Here is a 17035-nt window from a genome sequence, read left to right as displayed (position 1 = left end):
ATATAAACTAAAAATTAATTATGAAGCTAAAACATTTTTTTGAATTTTTAAAAACAAGTAATTTCTCAGCATCTTATTTCTTGTTATTAACCATCTCAATAATTCTTTTTTCTTGTAAGGAAGATGCAAAAAAAGTAAAAAACGAAGAAATAGATACAAGACCAAATATTGTATTTGTTATTACAGACGACCAAGGTTATGGTGATTTGGGACATACAGGTAATGCAATTATTAAAACACCTCATATAGATAAATTTTCTACAGAGTCAGTTAACCTGACCAATTACCATGTAGGAACTACGTGCGCACCAACAAGAGCAGGTTTGTTAACAGGAAGAAACTGTAATAGAAATGGTGTTTGGCATACTATTATGGGAGCTTCTATGCTAAACCGAGAAGAAGTTACAATAGCAAATGTGTTACAAGATAACGGTTATCAAACAGGTATGTTTGGTAAATGGCACTTAGGAGATAATAGTCCATTTAAACCACATCAAAGAGGTTTTGACGAAGCATTTTACCATGGCGGTGGTGGTGTAGGACAAACACCAGACTATTGGAATAATGATTATTTTGATGATTCTTATTATAGAAATGGAGTTCCAGAGAAAAAACAAGGCTATTGTACAGATATCTGGTTTGATGAAGCTTTAAGTTTTATAGAAGCTAAAAAAGATGAACCTTTCTTTTGCTACTTAAGTTTAAATGCTCCTCATGGGCCTTATAACCTTCCAAAGGAGTACTATGATATATATAAAGATGAAACTGCTATTAGCGAAACACAAAAGCGTTTTTATGGTATGATTACCAATATTGACGATAACTTCTCAAAGTTATTAAATAAATTAGATGTTTTAGGAATAGCAGAAAATACTATTATTGTATTTACTACGGATAATGGAACAGCTAGAGGTTACAAACCAGACGGGAAAACTCAAAAAATGTTAGGTTATAATGCTGGTATGCGAGGTACAAAAGGTAGTGAGTATGATGGCGGACATAGAGTGCCTTTTATTGTTAGATGGCCAGATGGCGGGCTTACAGGAGGTAAGAGTTTGAATGACTTAACGGCACATGTAGATATATTACCAACATTTGTTTCTTTAACTAAGCAAAAGTTTGCATCAGAGAAGACTATGGATGGTACTGATATAAGTGATTATCTTTTAGGTAAATCTGAAGCTCCTGAGAGATATTTAGTAACTGATACACAACGTATTCCTTGGCCTAAAAAAGGAAAAAATAGTTGTGTTATGGATGATAACTGGCGTTTAATAAAAGGCAAAGAGCTTTATAATATAGTCGATGATCCAGGACAAACAATTAACCTAGCTGATAAATATCCAGAAAAAGTAGCAGAAATGAATGCTTTTTACGAAACTTGGTGGGAAGATGTAATTAAAGAAACTAAATTTTCTGTTATAGATTTAGGAGTAGATGATATAGATGTAATTACTTGCCATGATGCCCGTACTATAGATTATTACCCACCATGGAATCAACAAATGATTCGTCAAGGCAAACCAATGGAACCTGCGCCATTTACAGTAAATTTTGTTAAAGCTGGTAAGTATAGATTTCATTTAAGAAGATGGCCTTCTGAAAGTGGTTTGGCACTTAGTGCAGAATTAAAAGATGGAAAAGCAGAAACTCTTTATGAAGCTCCAATTGCCAACGGTAAATCTATGAGATTTGCTAAAGCCTATTTAAAAATAGCTGATAATAATGTTGAAATTGATGTAGATAATAATGCTGAAGCTGCAGTGCTTGAAATGGAAGTAGCTCAAGGGGAAACAGAACTTTTGGCTTATTTTGATATGGAAGACGGAACTCCATGCAATGCTTTTTATATTGATGTCGAAAGCGTAAAATAGAAATTTATTGTATATTATAAATAAAAAATGTCAGTTCGGAGTCATTTTCAATATAAGAAGTATTCTAACTGACATTCTTTGTATCATATAGATTAAAATGGATAATTATTTAAACTCATAGATTTATGAAAGTAATTAGAGTTAATATATTTAGGGTTCTTATTTTGTGTATGTTCACATCATGTATCAAGAATAAAGAAGCCGCAAAAGAATTATTGATGGAAACCATTAGAACTTATGAAACAGCATGGGCGAATGAAGATTTTTTAGGAGTAGAAAGCTTTTTTACTGAGGACGCAAAACGTTTGCATACAGAACCTCATGTTTGGGATAGAGCTGAAATAAAACGTTATTTTAAAATTTAATTAAAATGTAAAATATAAACATTATTTAATATATAATGGTTATATGTCTGGCCGTTCTATGTTACAAAATCTTAGTATTATTTATTTACCGAATTGAATTGAGTTTCTAAAGGTACATTGTAAATGGACTCTAATTCTTTAATACTCTTTTTATAATATTCAGTTGGGGGAGGCAGGTTAAAGTTTTTCCAAAATAACAAATTGTATTTGACACTAACATCTTGCATTTTTTTGTCATATACGTCTGAATCTTTTGTGTCAATTTTTCTTTTATCAGTTTCTAGCCCAATAACGATTATTTCATTTCTAAAGGCCAATTTGGCTTTTTTACTTTTTGTTCTTAAAATTTTTTGTTGATGTTCATTTAAATCTTTAAATCTTCTTGTATAATGATTATGATAGCTTAAATAAAGCTTGCCATCTTTGTTTTTTTTATAGATGTAAATCACGTTTGAAGGTCTATTCCTTGTTTTATAAACCTTGTAAGTGTCAACTCCTATATAAAAAACTGGATCTGAATAATTTTGTCTTTCTTTCGTATTACTTACCCCTTGAATAATTACAATGTCTTCGCCGTCATAAGAAGAGTCTCCAATTTTAGTCCATTTGTAATTACTAATAGGAAGACCTCTTCTTAAGGGATCTATCATAATCATAAAATTTATTGGATACATATTTCTTGATCTTTCATTCTTAAAATACCTGTAATCGGCGGATTTTCTTCCCTCTACAACTTCTATACTGTTTACGTTATTTCCTCCTCTTGGGCCTACATCTTTAACTTTTATATAATGTTCAACAAAAAACTTAGCCTCATCATTTTCTACGGCAAAAAAGCGATTCAAAATTTTTAATTCATGTACAGAACTAACCGTGTTGTTTTTTAAATTTTTAAAGGCCAATTTAACATATTGTGCAGGATTAAGTATGTTTACCTCATTAAGGGAAACAATATCTTCCTCTAAGGTTATTGTTTTTTCACTTGATTCAATAAAATCTTTCACTAATATTTTGGAAGTTATGTACCCTATACTAGAGATTTCTAAGGTGTCTAATACATTTTCTTTTGATAGCTCTAAATAAAAATCACCATCTTCATTGCTTGAAGTTCCAATCCATTTAGAAGGAATACCAATAGCTGCATAGGGAACGCTTGATTTGGCTTGATCTAAAACAACACCTTCAATTTTTAAAATTTCTTGTTGCGATTGAGCTGAGTGGCATAATAGAAACATTATATTAAAAAATGTGAATACTTTTAATGAATTCATAAGCATAGTGATTTAAAAAAAAAATGAACACCAATTTGAAATGATTTTATTTGAAGCAGTTAAAAATTTTTAGAAAATGATTGAATAAAATTTTATAAATTATTTTTATTTACAATTCAAGCCTTTTAATCTACAATTTAGGATTTAAAGCTGGGTATATTAGCTTTAAATCCATTATTTATTTCCAGTTTATTTTAGCTTTTTTAGTTTCTAAGTCAACCCAAATAGAAGCATGTTCAAAATCACGGGTTAATTTCCAACCGTTAACTTTCATATCATGTAACGGCTTGCCTAATGGTTTAACAAATTCAGGATACCAATCTAATGCACCATGTTTAAAACGATAGCCCCAATTATAAATGAAATAGGCGTTTTCTTGAGCGCCAGCTAAAAATGAAGCTAGGGGAAAGGTTATGTTTTCTTTGGAAATTTTCTGTTTTTCATTTAATGGTTTTGCCATAAAGTCTTTGTCTATCCAAGCGTATCCAGGCCAGCCTTTAAAAACCACCATTTTTCCAGTTTTTCCAGCGTTCTCCATTTCTTTTATATCAAATAGCATGCTTTCTTTAGAGCTGCTGTTAATGATGCCAAAATGTTCGATCATTACGGCATCGGTATGTTCAGGAAAATTATTCCCAATATTTCTTCTAGGGTTACTGCGAATACCGTTATACACGATTAACTTTTCATTTCCAAGAGCAGCTCTGGTCTCGGCTATTAATTTTTTTAACCCTTCTTGAATACTATCGTATTTCTCTTTACCCCATAGTTTAATATTGGCAGGACTTGCTACTTGAATAAAAGCATCCATAAAAACACCACCTGTAGAACCATTTAAAATTTCATTTTTTGCTGTTTCTACCCACCATTTACGTACTTCTGGATTAGATAAATCGTAACGTTTTAAACCAGCATTTTTGAAATCTAATTCACCATCTTGTTTTCTTAACCACCATTCTGGATGGCTGTTATAAATATCATGGGCTTCATACATTTTGTAATCTAAAAAAGCATTCCAATAGAAAACAACTTTCATATTGGGGTTGATTTTTTTTAATTTCTTTGCGTCTTTTTCAATACCAGTTTCGGTATTTTTAGAATCTGGAAGTCCATGCCCTTTTTCTTAAACAATAAAATTTGAATGTGACGTAATAAATTTTGCTTCGTCCTTAGTTAGCTCTCCTGCTTTTCCAAAATGAAATGCAATAAGCACTTTATCCCAACTAAATTTGGGGTAAGCGTTGTTTGTTTGACCAAATGACTGATAACAGATAAACAGGATTAAAACACTAGTGAAAATTTTTATAGTTACGCACTTCATAATTTCAATTAATTATTAATGGGTCTTAATGCTATTGATTTTAAACTAGCTGTTTTTCTATCTCCTTCTACTAAAGTTGTTGTTATGGTGTGTTTTCCGGGTGTTTTAAATTCTAAAATACCCATGTTGTAATATATGTATTTTTCTGTAGCTGCTTGTTGGTTTTGCACCATTATATCTTCATCTGTAAATGTTTTCCAAACCAAACGATCAGTACCCTTGTAGGCTAAATCTAAATAGTAATATCCAGCTTTTTTTACATTTATTTTCCAAGTTACTTGTCCATTTTCTTGCCATTCTCCAACTTGATTTGCATGTTTCCATTCTCCAAACTTCTCCATCCAGCGTTTGTTTTCTTGTGTGGCATTACTAACAGTTCCAAATTCCGTAATTAATTCTGTCTTTGTATTTGGATATATTCCTAAAGCAGTATCTTCAGCTACTATTTCGTCTCCATTTTTAATATTTACTTCTACTTCAATAATAGAAATTAAATCATCTGGTGCCTTAAAAGGAACATTAAAAGTGACCCAATTGTCTTTGCTTTGATTGAATTTAATTTTTTGATTTTTTCCTTCTGGATTTAGAATTTTAGCCGATTTGATTTCAGTTTTTAAACCAGGTAAATATAATTTACCATCAGTTGGCCATTCTGAAACCGCTAAATACATTGAATTCCCTTTAATAGTTACATCTCCCCAAGGTAATTTGTAATCCCATGGTGATGCACCTGCGTTATATACAACTTGCGGATATTTATTTAACCATTTGCCTGTTTCTCTTAAAAAATTAGCGCCTATTTCAGGAACAACACCTAATTGATTAGGACCTACATTGAATAAATAAGAACCACCTCGTGCTACTGTTTCTATTAATCTACCTAAAATTACTTTAGGGCTTTTAAAATTGTTGTCATACCATGCATAAGACCAAGAGTCATTATTAGTATCGCATGTTTCCCATAAACCTTGTATACGTTTTGTTGGCACCTCCATGTCACCTACACTAGCATAATCACCTAATCCATATCCAACTCTACTACACATCATAGCTTTAGGTTGTAGTTCTCTAACCATGGCTGCTAATTCTACTACATATTCCTTTGGCATATCTCCAGGAGTATCAAACCAAACAAAATCTATTTGTCCGTAATTTGTACAAATTTCTTTTACTTGTGGTTTGCATTTATTATAGAAATAGTCTTTAAAATCTGCTGGATTTCCTTTTTCATCTACTTTTGGACCTCTAGTTCCACCTGGAGCTGTCCAATCTTGGTTGTGAGAATAATAAAATCCAAAGCCTAACCCTATATCATGGCAGGCATCTGCCAACTCGTGCATAGGGTCTCTACCAAAAGGAGTGGCGTCAACAATATTAAAATCACTTACTTTAGAATCGAACATCGCAAAACCTTCATGATGCTTACTTGTTATGACAATGTATTTCATTCCGGCATCCTTAGCTAATTGTGCTATTTTTTTTGCGTCAAACTCTGTAGGATTAAAATCATTAGCTATTTTTTTATAATCTTCAACGGGTATTCCAGCCATTCTAGGATTCATAATCCATTCTCCAATACCATAATACGTTTTATTATCCCAAACGCCTCCTAGGTTCGAGAATAAGCCCCAATGAATAAACATTCCAAAATTACTTTCATCAAAGAATTTTGCTTTTCCATTTTTTAATACATCCACCGAAACATTTGTTTCTCCCCACATTTCTTCCATGCCCTTTTGATTTTTATCTTGGGAAAAGGAAGGGTTTGAAATACATATTACATATAAGAGCAGCATAAGGTGCTTTTTTATAGTTTTTAAATTCATTTCTTAATTTTTAAGTTTTTCTATTTTTTGTTACACAGTATTTCTTTCCTTTTGAAATGCATAGCAAAATTAATACAAGAATGAGGCAAAGACCTTTCTCTATTCCTTTATTTTATTGCTCAAATAGTGTTTCTTACTATATTATAGAACTTATATTAACCTTTTTGTTATTTATCAATGTTTTTTTTAACTAAAATCCCCCCTACTTATAAAAATGAAAAGTCAGGGGGATTTAGTGTGTATATATTATTTTAGTTAATAACCTTCATTTTGTTCCCAGTTATTTTCTATGTTCAAATCTAATTGGGATTGTGGAATTGGCCATAACCATTCATGATCTGGCCATAAAACACTTCCCGTATATAGAGAATAAGTATTTCTAAAAGTAGTAACTGCATCTTGATCAGGTGTCCAATCTAAATTTACACTCAATGTAGAATTCGTTAACCTATTGGTACGAATTAAATCAAACTTACGCTTGTATTCGCCTGCGAACTCACACCTTCTTTCTTTCCATAAAGCATTTCTGAAATCCTCTTGAGATAATCCAACAACCAAATCAGCCAATCCAGCTCTATTCCTAATTTTGTTTACTGCTTCATAAGCTTCCGCATTAGGGGCTCCGTCAGCTTCGTTTTGTGCTTCCGCATAGATCAATAAAGCATCTGCAAAACGATATAAAATAGTATTATTATTAGTATATTGGAAACTAGTCCCGTCTACACCAGTCAAGTAATCTAAATCCATAAATTTTCTAAACATTGGCTGACACAAATAAGTATTCCCTTCTCCATCGTCATACCTCGTCATAATATTAAAATCTCTTCTTTCATCTCCATCTTCAAATTCATCATACAAATGAGGAGTTGGCAAATAAGTACCCACATTTGGTGTTGATGGAAAAGATAAATCATATAAATCTCCAGTAATCCCTTCATCAATCAAAGGAGTAGAAGAATCACTTCCCCAATAATTAGTACCTCTTGTCCACCCTCTTGACTCTCTTGACATCCAATTCCCATATCCAGACACTGGCAAATATGAAATTTCCAACATAGACTCCGATGTAAAAGGAGTTGCTTTATCCCATGCTGTTCCATAAGCAACAGCTGATAATGAAGCAACTATATTTAATGAATTGGGAGCATTGTCAACAACATCTTTAGCCATTTCACTTGCTAAAGCATAATTACTAGCATCTCCTTGTACAAAAACACCTTGAGAGGTTCGTCTCATTCCTGCTCTTGTTAAATACACTTCTGATAAAATTAACTTAGCTGTCCATTTTGTAATATGTCCATCATGAAGTCCATCACTACAATGTTCACCCGCAAATAAAAGATCAGGTATAATAATTTCATTATAAATATCATCCACAGCTGCTCTAGGCTTCATAAAATCTGCTTCTGTTAAAACTGCAGTGTTAACCATAGGCACATCACCAAAAGCTCTTACTAGGTTGTAATAATAAAACGCCCTTAGAGCTCTTGCCTCTCCAATAATTAAATTTTTTTCTGCCTCATCCATATCAATAGCGGGTACATTAGCTATCACATTATTAGCCCTTCCGATACCTTCCCACCAAGCACTGTAAACATCAGTGCTTTCAAACAATCCTGCTGAAGGAAAGGTCGTGTGAAGTGCCATCATATTAAAATTCGAACTTCCAGCAGTTCTACTTACAAGATCGTCTGTATACATATCTATTCCCATCCACCATCTTGAATAAACGACACGCATTCTTTCATATATTCCATCAACAGCTGTTCTCGCATCCCCTGCTGTTTGGTAATAATTTGGAGTTGATATAAATGTTGGTGGTACTTCTTCTAAAAAATCACTACAAGAACTCAACATTATTGAGATAAGCAGTAATTTCATTAAATGCTTTATATTAGTTTTCATAAATTATTTATTTTATAAATTATTTCTAAAATTTTAATTTTAATCCAAGTCTTATTGTTCTTGCTAAAGGATACCCTCCATTATCATGACCAATAGCCCTAGTACTTGACCCATTAAGAGAAACATCTGGATTGTATCCTGTATATTTTGTCCAGGTATAAAGGTTAGACCCTGAAAGGTAGAATCTTAGGTTACTAATATTCATATTGTCTACAACACTTTTAGGAAACGTGTATCCAATCGTAAAATTTTGTAATCTAACAAAAGAAGCATCTTCTACAAATCTGTCACTATAAATAGTCTCTCCAGTATCAGCATTTAATCTAGGATAGATTGTACTAGGATTTTCTGGAGTCCATCTTTCTAATCTGGTATCCAAACCTTGTCGACCATCAAAAGATAGCAAATACGTATTCTGAATTGCTGTTACATCTCTTCCTAATTGAGAATCTATAAAGAAGGAAACATCTACATCCCCTATTTTAAAATTATTATTCAGTCCAAAAGTAATATTGGGCTGTGCTCTACCAATAATTTGTCTATCTGCTTCTGTAAAAGATCCATCTCCATCAAGATCGTCATATAATTGTTGACCAGGTCTATGAGATTCAGTATTCTGAGGAACCCCGCCATCATAATCTTCAACAAAAGTATAATCTCCTTTTGAAGGGTTTGAATTGTATAAGTTGATTTGTTCTTCACTTGTTAAACCTTGAAACTCTACAAAATCATCAAACTGAGCTATTCCTTCAGTTTTATACCCATAAAAAGCTCCTACTTCTTCCCCTATAATTAGTCTTTGACTTCCTCCCGAAATAAACCCAGGATTCCAACCACTTTGTACATAATCTGATGCCAGATCTGTTACCACAGACTTCCCTGTAGCATAATTAGCTCCAATAGTCCATAAAAAATCTTTTTTAGTAATAACATGCGCATTTATATTCATTTCAAAACCTTTTGTTTCTAGGCTTCCAAAATTTTCTGTATAGGTCTGAAAACCAGATTGAATAGGAATAGGATTGGTATTAAACAACAAATCATCTGTTACTTTTTGATAATAATCTACACTTCCTGTGAACTTATTATTAAAAATACCAAAATCAAGTCCTAAATCTAATTGAGCTGTTGTCTCCCATGTTAAATCGTCATTAGGTAATTGATTTGCTGCAAAATAAGTAGTCAATGTCTCATCAAACCCTGTTTGACCTGCAGCATACTGATCTAAAGATCCATATGCTGGTATTACCTGATTTCCTGAAAGCCCATAACTTGCACGTAATTTTAATTCAGAAATAGCACTAATATCTTTTATGAAATTTTCTTTAGAAAGATTATAGGCTATAGCTGCTGCAGGGAAAAAACCCCATTTATTATTTGCTGCAAATTTAGAAGATCCTTCATATCTACCTGTTAAAGTTAACAGGTATTTCCCTTGATAGTTATAATTTAGTCGACCAAACCAAGATGATAAATTATTTTTTGTATAAGAAAATTGATCGGGATCGTAAAATGTGGCAGTATTTGGAGCGTAATACGTTAATAAATCATTTGCAAAACCAGCATTTGATATTGATATAGCCTCACTTTCTGAAGTCTCTAATGATTGCCCAATAAGAGCGCTAATAACATGTTTCCCTATTCTTTCTCGGTAATTTATTGTATTGGTAATTGTCGATCTTGTGTATCTTGAATCTCTAGTTCTCGCTATTCCTCCTGAAGAATAGGCTTCGGGCAAAATATCATATTGATAATAACGTTGAGCCGTGTTTCTATTCTGATGTGACAAATCTGTTTTTAGAGACCACTTTTTCGAAAGTTTGTACTGTAAACTTATATTCCCTCTAAACTGAGTCAACAAATTATTAAATTCATTTGCCTCAAGTGCTATTACAGGACTAAACAAATCAAAACCATCTTCATCATCTTCTGCATTTATATTAAGAGTTGGAGCTGACCTAAGCGCTCTAATAACGGCACTCACAGCTCCTTGCTGGTTATTACTACCCGTAACACCTGTACTAATAGATCTTTGGTTAGACGTTACATGCGAATAATTAAGTGTAGTAACTACTTTAACTTTATCTGAAATATTTGCAGTTAAATTTACTCTATTTGAAATACGGTTATAATCTGTTTTTTCAACAATTCCTTTACTATCCAAGATATTAGTAGAAATTAAGTATTTTAAATCTTTATTCCCTCCACTAAAACCAATATTTGTGTTAGATGAAGTTGCAGTTTGCATAATTTCCTTTTGCCAATCTGTTGTTTCTAACTGTCCTGCACGAGCCGAATCTAATCTAGCAAGAGTATTTAAATTAACTCTTCCTGCATTTATATCTGCTTCATAAGATAATAATGTGTAATCATTAGCATCTAATAAATTAATATAATTAGACACCTCCATAAGAGAATAATCGTGATCTACAGTAATCACTCCTTTTCCTGATACTCCTGTTTTAGTTGTAATTAAAATCACTCCATTAGCACCTCTAGATCCATAAATAGCAGTTGAAGATGCATCTTTAAGAATCTCTATAGATTGAATATCCGAAGGATTTATCATTGACAAAGGACTAATTGAAGCACTCTCTAAATCAGTTGAGCCCAAACCTGATGCTGATTCATTTTCCATTGGAATTCCATCAATAACATACAAAGGGTCACTACCACTTAAAGAACTAATCCCTCTTATCCTAACAGAAGCCCCTGAACCTGGAGCACCTGAAGCTTGATTTACAACTACACCTGCTGCTCTACCGGCTAATGCTTGTTCAATACCAATAGCTCCAGTTTTTGTAATTTCTTCTGCTTTTATAGAGGAAACAGACCCCGTTAAATCACTTTTTTTAACAGTACCATAACCTACAACCACCACTTCATCAAGTGTTTGGTCTGCTTTTATAAGTACAACATTAATAATATTTTGATCTCCTACAGTTATTTCTTTTGTATCTGTACCTAAATAGGAAAAGATCAAAACATCACCAGTTTTGGATCTTAAGTTGTAATCACCATCAAAATCTGTTACAGTGCCTTTAGCGACACCTTTAATTAATACGGTAACACCTAATAAGGGCATTCCTGCTTCATCTTTTACGCTTCCAGAAATACTTTTCTCTTGTGAGAAAGCCTGAAATGTTAACGTAATAAGAAAAATACTTAGTAATTTTTTCATATTTTAATTTAGTTATAATTAGTTAGAACAAAACTATATGCAGATTAAGATAAAGCTTTTCTTTAATCAACCAAATCTTTGCTCATTTTAGTCAAATGGAACAAAAAAGCCTGCTATTTGTATGTTTGTGCTTTTTAATTATTTCATTCTTTTCGGCAGAATTCGATTTCTATTAACTTAGCTTATAATAAAAAAAAACATTAGAACTTTATGGTGTTTTTTTTAATAATAGAAGACTTTATTTTTTGTTTTGGTCAATTAGAGCATGTTTTTGATTAATAAGAGAAAAGGGTTTCTGTTGTTTGATGTTAAGTTTACATTATAAATAATACTTATGTCATATGTTCAAATTTAAACTCTTAATATTTGGTTTTTTATTTGTTCCAACATTTATTTGTTTTAGTCAAAAAGAACAAGCTTCAATTGGGTATAATAAAATTGAGGCCAATTGGGAATCGATGGCTCAAAACTATCAAGTTCCAGAATGGTTTCAAGATGGTAAAATTGGAGTTTGGATGCATTGGGGTGTGCCATCTGCAATTGATGAAAACCGACCGAATGATGGTTCTCATTACGGAAGAAGAATGTACGGTCCAAATGAAGGGGAAAAAGGTGTTCAGCTAAATATGACACAAACCTTATCTGATTGGCATACCAAAACATATGGTACTCCAGAAAATTTTGGCTATGAAAAATTTATTCAAGATTTTAAAGCTGAAAATTGGAAGCCAGAAGCACTGGTAAAATTCTTTAAAGATTGTGGGGCACGTTTTATTATGCCAGTAGCTACGCATCATGATAATTTTGATATGTATGATTCATTCTTTGCATGGAATTCAGTAAAAATGGGACCAAAACGAGATGTTATCCAAGAATGGAAAGATGCCGCTTATAAATATGATTTAAAGTTTGGGGTATCCACACACTTGTATTGGTCACCACGATTTTTTAACACAGCACGTAAATATCAAAAACCAAACACACCAGAGTGGGCGTTATTTAATATGGATTATGATCCTAAAAAATATTCAAGTCAAGAAAGTTGGAATGAACATTGGTATAAAAGATGTTGGGATTTAATAGAAAAATATAGTCCTGATATGTTTAATAACGATTCACCTTATCCATCAATAAAAACAGGAAAAGGTTTGGGTGTTAAACTTTTTTCTGATTTCCTTAACAAGGATTTATCTGAAAATAATGGAAAGCAAACCACGGTATTATCATTTAAGAATTCTAAAATGGACAAAGCGGCATTTACCTATAATTTAGAACGCGGGATGTTTGGCCAAACACAAGATCATCCTTGGATGTGGGCTACAGATCTTTCTGGGAATTGGTTTTATAGAAAACAAGCTAAAACTAGAATGAGTATTCCTGTATTAATTGGCAATGCAGTGGACGCTATAAGTAAAAATGGAGTAGTGATGATTAATGTAGCCCTTAAGGGGGATGGGACATTACCAGATACTCAAGCTAAAATGTTGCGTGCTTTTGGGGATTGGATTAAAATTAATGGCGAAGGTATATATGGCACGAGGCCTTGGGAAGTAAATGGTGAAGGACCATTGGAAATTGTAACTAGGAGAACCGGAGAGAATTTAAAAGAATACTTATCTAAAGATATTCGATTCACTACCAAGAACGAAAATATTTACGCTTTTGTTCTAGCAAGACCAACCGAGGATATTTTAATTGAAACATTAAAGAGTAAAGGTAATTTGCTTAAAGAAATAAAGAACATAGAATTGCTTGGAAGTGATGAGAAAATAACTTGGACACAATCTGTGGAAGGATTAAAAATAAAATGTCCTAAAAATGCACCTATACAACCTGCTATAGGATTTAAAATAACAGTACAATAATTCATTTATGAAATATAATACTATCTTTTTTTTTATAATAACATTTATTTTTGTCGCACCTATCAGGTCTCAAAACATAAGGTTGAATGAGAACCTTCCAGAGTTTTCTTGGGATAAAATGCCATTATATATGCACGTGCGTAAAAACACAGCATTTACAAAAAAGGAGATTAAATACTTAGCCAAGCACCCGTTGGTTACTTTTGAGAAAACAACAGGAAGTCAAGCCTATGGGGCTTCTGAAGCAGGTACTATTGAAGCTGCAATGGCAGTTAAAAAAATTAGCCCAACTACTAAGATATTGTATTATAAAAATGTTGTGATCAATTGGGGTTCCTATAAAGAAGATGAGTTGTTCTTAAAAAAACACCCAGAAGCTCTGTTAGTTAATGATGCAGGAAAGAAAGCTTTAATGCCAAATGGTAGAACTGGTTTTTTTGATCTTTCACAAGAATATGTGCGTTCATATTGGTTAGACCACGTAACTAAGGTCACTAGTAACCCTGTTATTGATGGTTTGTTTATGGATGCAAATATTAAAGTATTGGTTCCTGGGTTCTTTAACAGTCGAGTTGGAGTAGAAAAACAAAAGGTGATAGAGTCTGGCTACTTAACTATGATGGAGCAGTTAAATTCAAGATTAGGAAAAGATAATTTGTTAATAGCTAATATATTAAGAGTACGACCAGAATTTGAAGATGTAGGTAGGGAATACTTAAAATTTTTTAGTGGATCTTATATTGAAGGCTTTGAACATGAAAACTTTGGTATGACTTATGAGGAGTATTTGGCTAAGGGTATTGAGGCGGTTCAAAAAACCGCTAGAGAAGGAAAAGTAATAGCCATGTCTTTAGGAATAGGGGAGGCTCTTGATGGCGCTCAAGTTGGAATGGATGACGTTAGGGAATCTTTAGATTCTAGTGAGAACTTGAATGAGCGTATAGATTATTTACTTGCCATTTTTTTAGTTTGTGCTGAGAAATATAGTTACGTCTATCCACATGATGGCTATAACAGTAAAGCTTCTGGAGTATGGTTAAAAACATTTCCGCAATATGAGAAAAAATTAGGAGCACCTAGGGGAGCGGCCAAAAAAGAGGGATACGTCTATACTAGAGCTTTTGAACATGTTGATGTATGGCTAGATATTAAAAATAAAAAAGCCAAATTACAGTGGAAGTAATTAGTTAGTTTTTGAATAGAAAACATAATAAAGCCCTTTTTGAAAAGACTTGAGTGTCCATATAAAGTAATAACATAAAGTGAAAAGTAACTATTGAACATTAGAAGACAAACATCATTAATTATGATAAAAAAACACTCGATTTTATTAGTGTTAGGAGTATTAGTGTTTTTTTGTTCTTGTCAAAATACTGAAGATGAATTAAACCAAGAACTAGAGGAAGAACCCGCTATAAAAATCAATTAAAAGAACAGGGAATTCCCTTCTGGAGTTATAAATAAGTTTTTTTAAAGACTTTTAGAGGGCGTAATTAATATAACATTTTAGAATTATTTATCAATTATAATATTTATGAAAAAATTTAAAAAAGGGGTTATCTATGTTTGTATCATGTTTTTATTTGGTTTGAACTCATGTAAAAAAGCATCAGAAACGCTTCAAATTAGTGAACCCGTTGAGGAGTCATTCGACCAAACTAGTAAATGGATATTGCTTAATAAAACGGACGCTGTAAAAGATGGCAATTCTTATTCTTGGAAGTTTGAAGTTGAGTACCCTGTTATGTATAACGTTCAAGTCATTTTTACTAACGAGCTTTCTGAAGATTTAGAAACGGTAAAAGTAAATGTAGATGAACAAGAAATTGAAGAGTCTTTCAAAGGAAGTAGTTACAGAACTTACAAAAATGAATTAGTTTCTGAGTTTAAGAAAACTATAAAATTCAGTAAAAAAGGTAAATATATACTGACCATTGAGACCCCCGCTGATTTTGAACAAATTAGAATTGTTCCCAATTTCCGAAACCCGATAGGAACAGGTAAGCACCATAATAAATGGTTGAAAATGCATCAAACACCAGAGAAACAAGAAGCTTTAGATTGGTTTAAAGAAGCAAAGTTTGGGATGTTTATACATTGGGGTTTATATTCTCAAGCGGGAGGTGTTTGGAAAGGAACTAGAATTAATGCAGCGCCTTATCCAGGTCCTAAAGTTGCAGAATGGCTTATGTATGCATTTCGAATTCCAAGAGATGAATATGCAACATTGGCTAAAACGTTTAACCCAGATAAGTCTTTTGCACAAAACATCGCAAAACTTGCTAAAGATGCAGGTATGAAATATGTAGTAATTACTTCAAAGCATCATGATGGCTTCGCGTTGTTTGATTCAAAGAGTTCAGATTACGATATGGTAGATGCAACACCTTATAAAGCAGATGCCGTCAAGGAATTATATGAAGCTTGTCTAAATGAAGGTATAGATTTTGGGGTGTATTATTCACATGGAAATGATTGGAATGATGGTACAGATGGTAATTACTCAAATGTTAAGAAAATCAATGATTCTTTAGGTGTTTTTACGCACCCATCAGGTAAAAACTTATGGGATCCAAGTCCTAATACACATGCAGAATATTATGAATCAAAAGCTTATCCACAAATAAAAGAGCTTTTAGGATTATTACCAAAACTTAAATTAATTTGGTTTGATGGGGAAGGTTTTACTACTGAAGAGCAATCGTTCAAGTTTTATAAACTTGTTTATGACACGAATCCAAATGTTTTGGTAAACAGAAGAGTTGGCTGGGAGTTTGGGGATTATTTAGATGCAGGAGATAATAAGATTCCTTCTGCAGATGAAACTTTAGATAAATATTGGGAGACCTGTGGTACTACAAATAATTCTTGGGGATACAAATCATATGACCATGACTGGAAAAGCGCAAAAGAACTTTTATACTATTTTGTAGATATCATGTCCAAGGGTGGTAATTATCTTTTAAATATTGGACCCGATGGTACTGGGCATGTTCCAGAAACAAGTGCAAATGGCCTCCGTGAAATGGGAGAATGGATACAAATCAACAGCGAAGCGGTGTATGGAACATCACGTTGGGAAATCCCAAATGAAGGACAAGAAGAAACCCTTTTGGATGGCACTGGCCATAGAGCTGCCAAAGGTTTCAAAAAAACGTTTACATCAAAAGATTTTTGGTTTACTGCTAAGCAAAATAATGTATATGCGATTTCACTTGTTGCCGCATCAAATAAAATATTGATTCGTTCTTTAAATAATACGAAAGGAGCAATTAAGACGGTTAGAATTCTTGGAAGCGAAAAACAAGTTGAATGGAAACAATCAGACTCAGGGCTTGAAGTTAATCTAGATGGTATAGAAACTAATAAAAATGGATTTGTTGTAAAAGCAGAATTTGAATCTAAACCATTTTGATTAAAGAAAGAA

10 protein-coding genes are annotated in these 17035 nt (G+C 32.7%); 5 read left to right on the top strand and 5 right to left on the bottom strand.

Annotated elements, in window-relative coordinates; all coding sequences use genetic code 11:
- Positions 1-20: 20 nt before the first annotated feature.
- Positions 21-1874, top strand: coding sequence for an arylsulfatase (locus tag GQR98_RS17980; protein ID WP_159020781.1), 1854 nt, complete (start codon positions 21-23; stop codon positions 1872-1874).
- A 125-nt stretch (positions 1875-1999) separates the two neighbouring features.
- Positions 2000-2239, top strand: a complete 240-nt coding sequence (locus GQR98_RS17975; RefSeq protein ID WP_159020779.1) for a hypothetical protein — start codon at positions 2000-2002, stop codon at positions 2237-2239.
- A gap of 77 nt (positions 2240-2316) precedes the next feature.
- Here GQR98_RS17975 and GQR98_RS17970 read toward each other — a convergent pair whose 3' ends face one another.
- The 5 genes from GQR98_RS17970 to GQR98_RS17950 form a co-directional block, all read right to left on the bottom strand.
- Positions 2317-3510, bottom strand: a complete 1194-nt coding sequence (locus GQR98_RS17970; protein ID WP_159020778.1) for a carboxypeptidase-like regulatory domain-containing protein — start codon at positions 3508-3510, stop codon at positions 2317-2319.
- 178 nt (positions 3511-3688) lie between these two features.
- Entirely contained in the window at positions 3689-4558 is an 870-nt protein-coding gene (locus tag GQR98_RS17965) for a putative glycoside hydrolase family 15 protein (protein ID WP_262885156.1), read from the bottom strand.
- 281 nt (positions 4559-4839) lie between these two features.
- Positions 4840-6561 carry an alpha-L-fucosidase gene (locus GQR98_RS17960; protein ID WP_159020775.1) on the bottom strand — a complete coding sequence of 574 codons (1722 nt, stop codon included), beginning with the start codon at positions 6559-6561 and terminating at the stop codon, positions 4840-4842.
- A gap of 351 nt (positions 6562-6912) precedes the next feature.
- Entirely contained in the window at positions 6913-8397 is a 1485-nt protein-coding gene (locus tag GQR98_RS17955) for a RagB/SusD family nutrient uptake outer membrane protein (protein ID WP_233268045.1), read from the bottom strand.
- A 190-nt stretch (positions 8398-8587) separates the two neighbouring features.
- The gene (locus tag GQR98_RS17950) at positions 8588-11743 is read right to left on the bottom strand and encodes a SusC/RagA family TonB-linked outer membrane protein (protein WP_159020770.1); all 3156 of its coding nucleotides are present in this window, start codon (positions 11741-11743) and stop codon (positions 8588-8590) included.
- A gap of 341 nt (positions 11744-12084) precedes the next feature.
- Between GQR98_RS17950 and GQR98_RS17945 the strand changes: the two genes are divergently transcribed.
- The 3 genes from GQR98_RS17945 to GQR98_RS17935 all read left to right on the top strand — a co-directional run bounded on the left by GQR98_RS17945 (position 12085) and on the right by GQR98_RS17935 (position 17023).
- A complete protein-coding gene (locus tag GQR98_RS17945; RefSeq protein ID WP_159020769.1) occupies positions 12085-13608 on the top strand; it encodes an alpha-L-fucosidase in 1524 nt (507 codons plus the stop codon).
- 82 nt (positions 13609-13690) lie between these two features.
- Complete coding sequence (locus tag GQR98_RS17940; protein ID WP_159020768.1) at positions 13691-14791, top strand: putative glycoside hydrolase; 1101 nt, start codon at positions 13691-13693, stop codon at positions 14789-14791.
- Between the two features lie 351 nt (positions 14792-15142).
- The gene (locus tag GQR98_RS17935; protein ID WP_159020767.1) at positions 15143-17023 is read left to right on the top strand and encodes an alpha-L-fucosidase; all 1881 of its coding nucleotides are present in this window, start codon (positions 15143-15145) and stop codon (positions 17021-17023) included.
- Positions 17024-17035 lie beyond the last annotated feature (12 nt).

It is taken from the genome of Algibacter sp. L3A6 (assembly GCF_009796825.1).
Lineage (GTDB): Bacteria > Bacteroidota > Bacteroidia > Flavobacteriales > Flavobacteriaceae > Algibacter.
The sequence above is the reverse complement of the archived record's forward strand: the minus strand, read 5'-3'. Positions and strand labels throughout refer to the sequence as shown.

Coding starts and splice junctions, on each gene's coding strand:
- GQR98_RS17980 (WP_159020781.1), top strand. CDS start 21: ATGAAGCTAAAACATTTTTTTGAATTTTTAAAAACAAGTAATTTCTCA.
- GQR98_RS17955 (WP_233268045.1), bottom strand. CDS start 8,397: ATGCGTGTCGTTTATTCAAGATGGTGGATGGGAATAGATATGTATACA.
- GQR98_RS17960 (WP_159020775.1), bottom strand. CDS start 6,561: ATGGAAGAAATGTGGGGAGAAACAAATGTTTCGGTGGATGTATTAAAA.
- GQR98_RS17945 (WP_159020769.1), top strand. CDS start 12,085: ATGTTCAAATTTAAACTCTTAATATTTGGTTTTTTATTTGTTCCAACA.
- GQR98_RS17950 (WP_159020770.1), bottom strand. CDS start 11,743: ATGAAAAAATTACTAAGTATTTTTCTTATTACGTTAACATTTCAGGCT.
- GQR98_RS17975 (WP_159020779.1), top strand. CDS start 2,000: ATGAAAGTAATTAGAGTTAATATATTTAGGGTTCTTATTTTGTGTATG.
- GQR98_RS17970 (WP_159020778.1), bottom strand. CDS start 3,510: ATGAATTCATTAAAAGTATTCACATTTTTTAATATAATGTTTCTATTA.
- GQR98_RS17935 (WP_159020767.1), top strand. CDS start 15,143: ATGAAAAAATTTAAAAAAGGGGTTATCTATGTTTGTATCATGTTTTTA.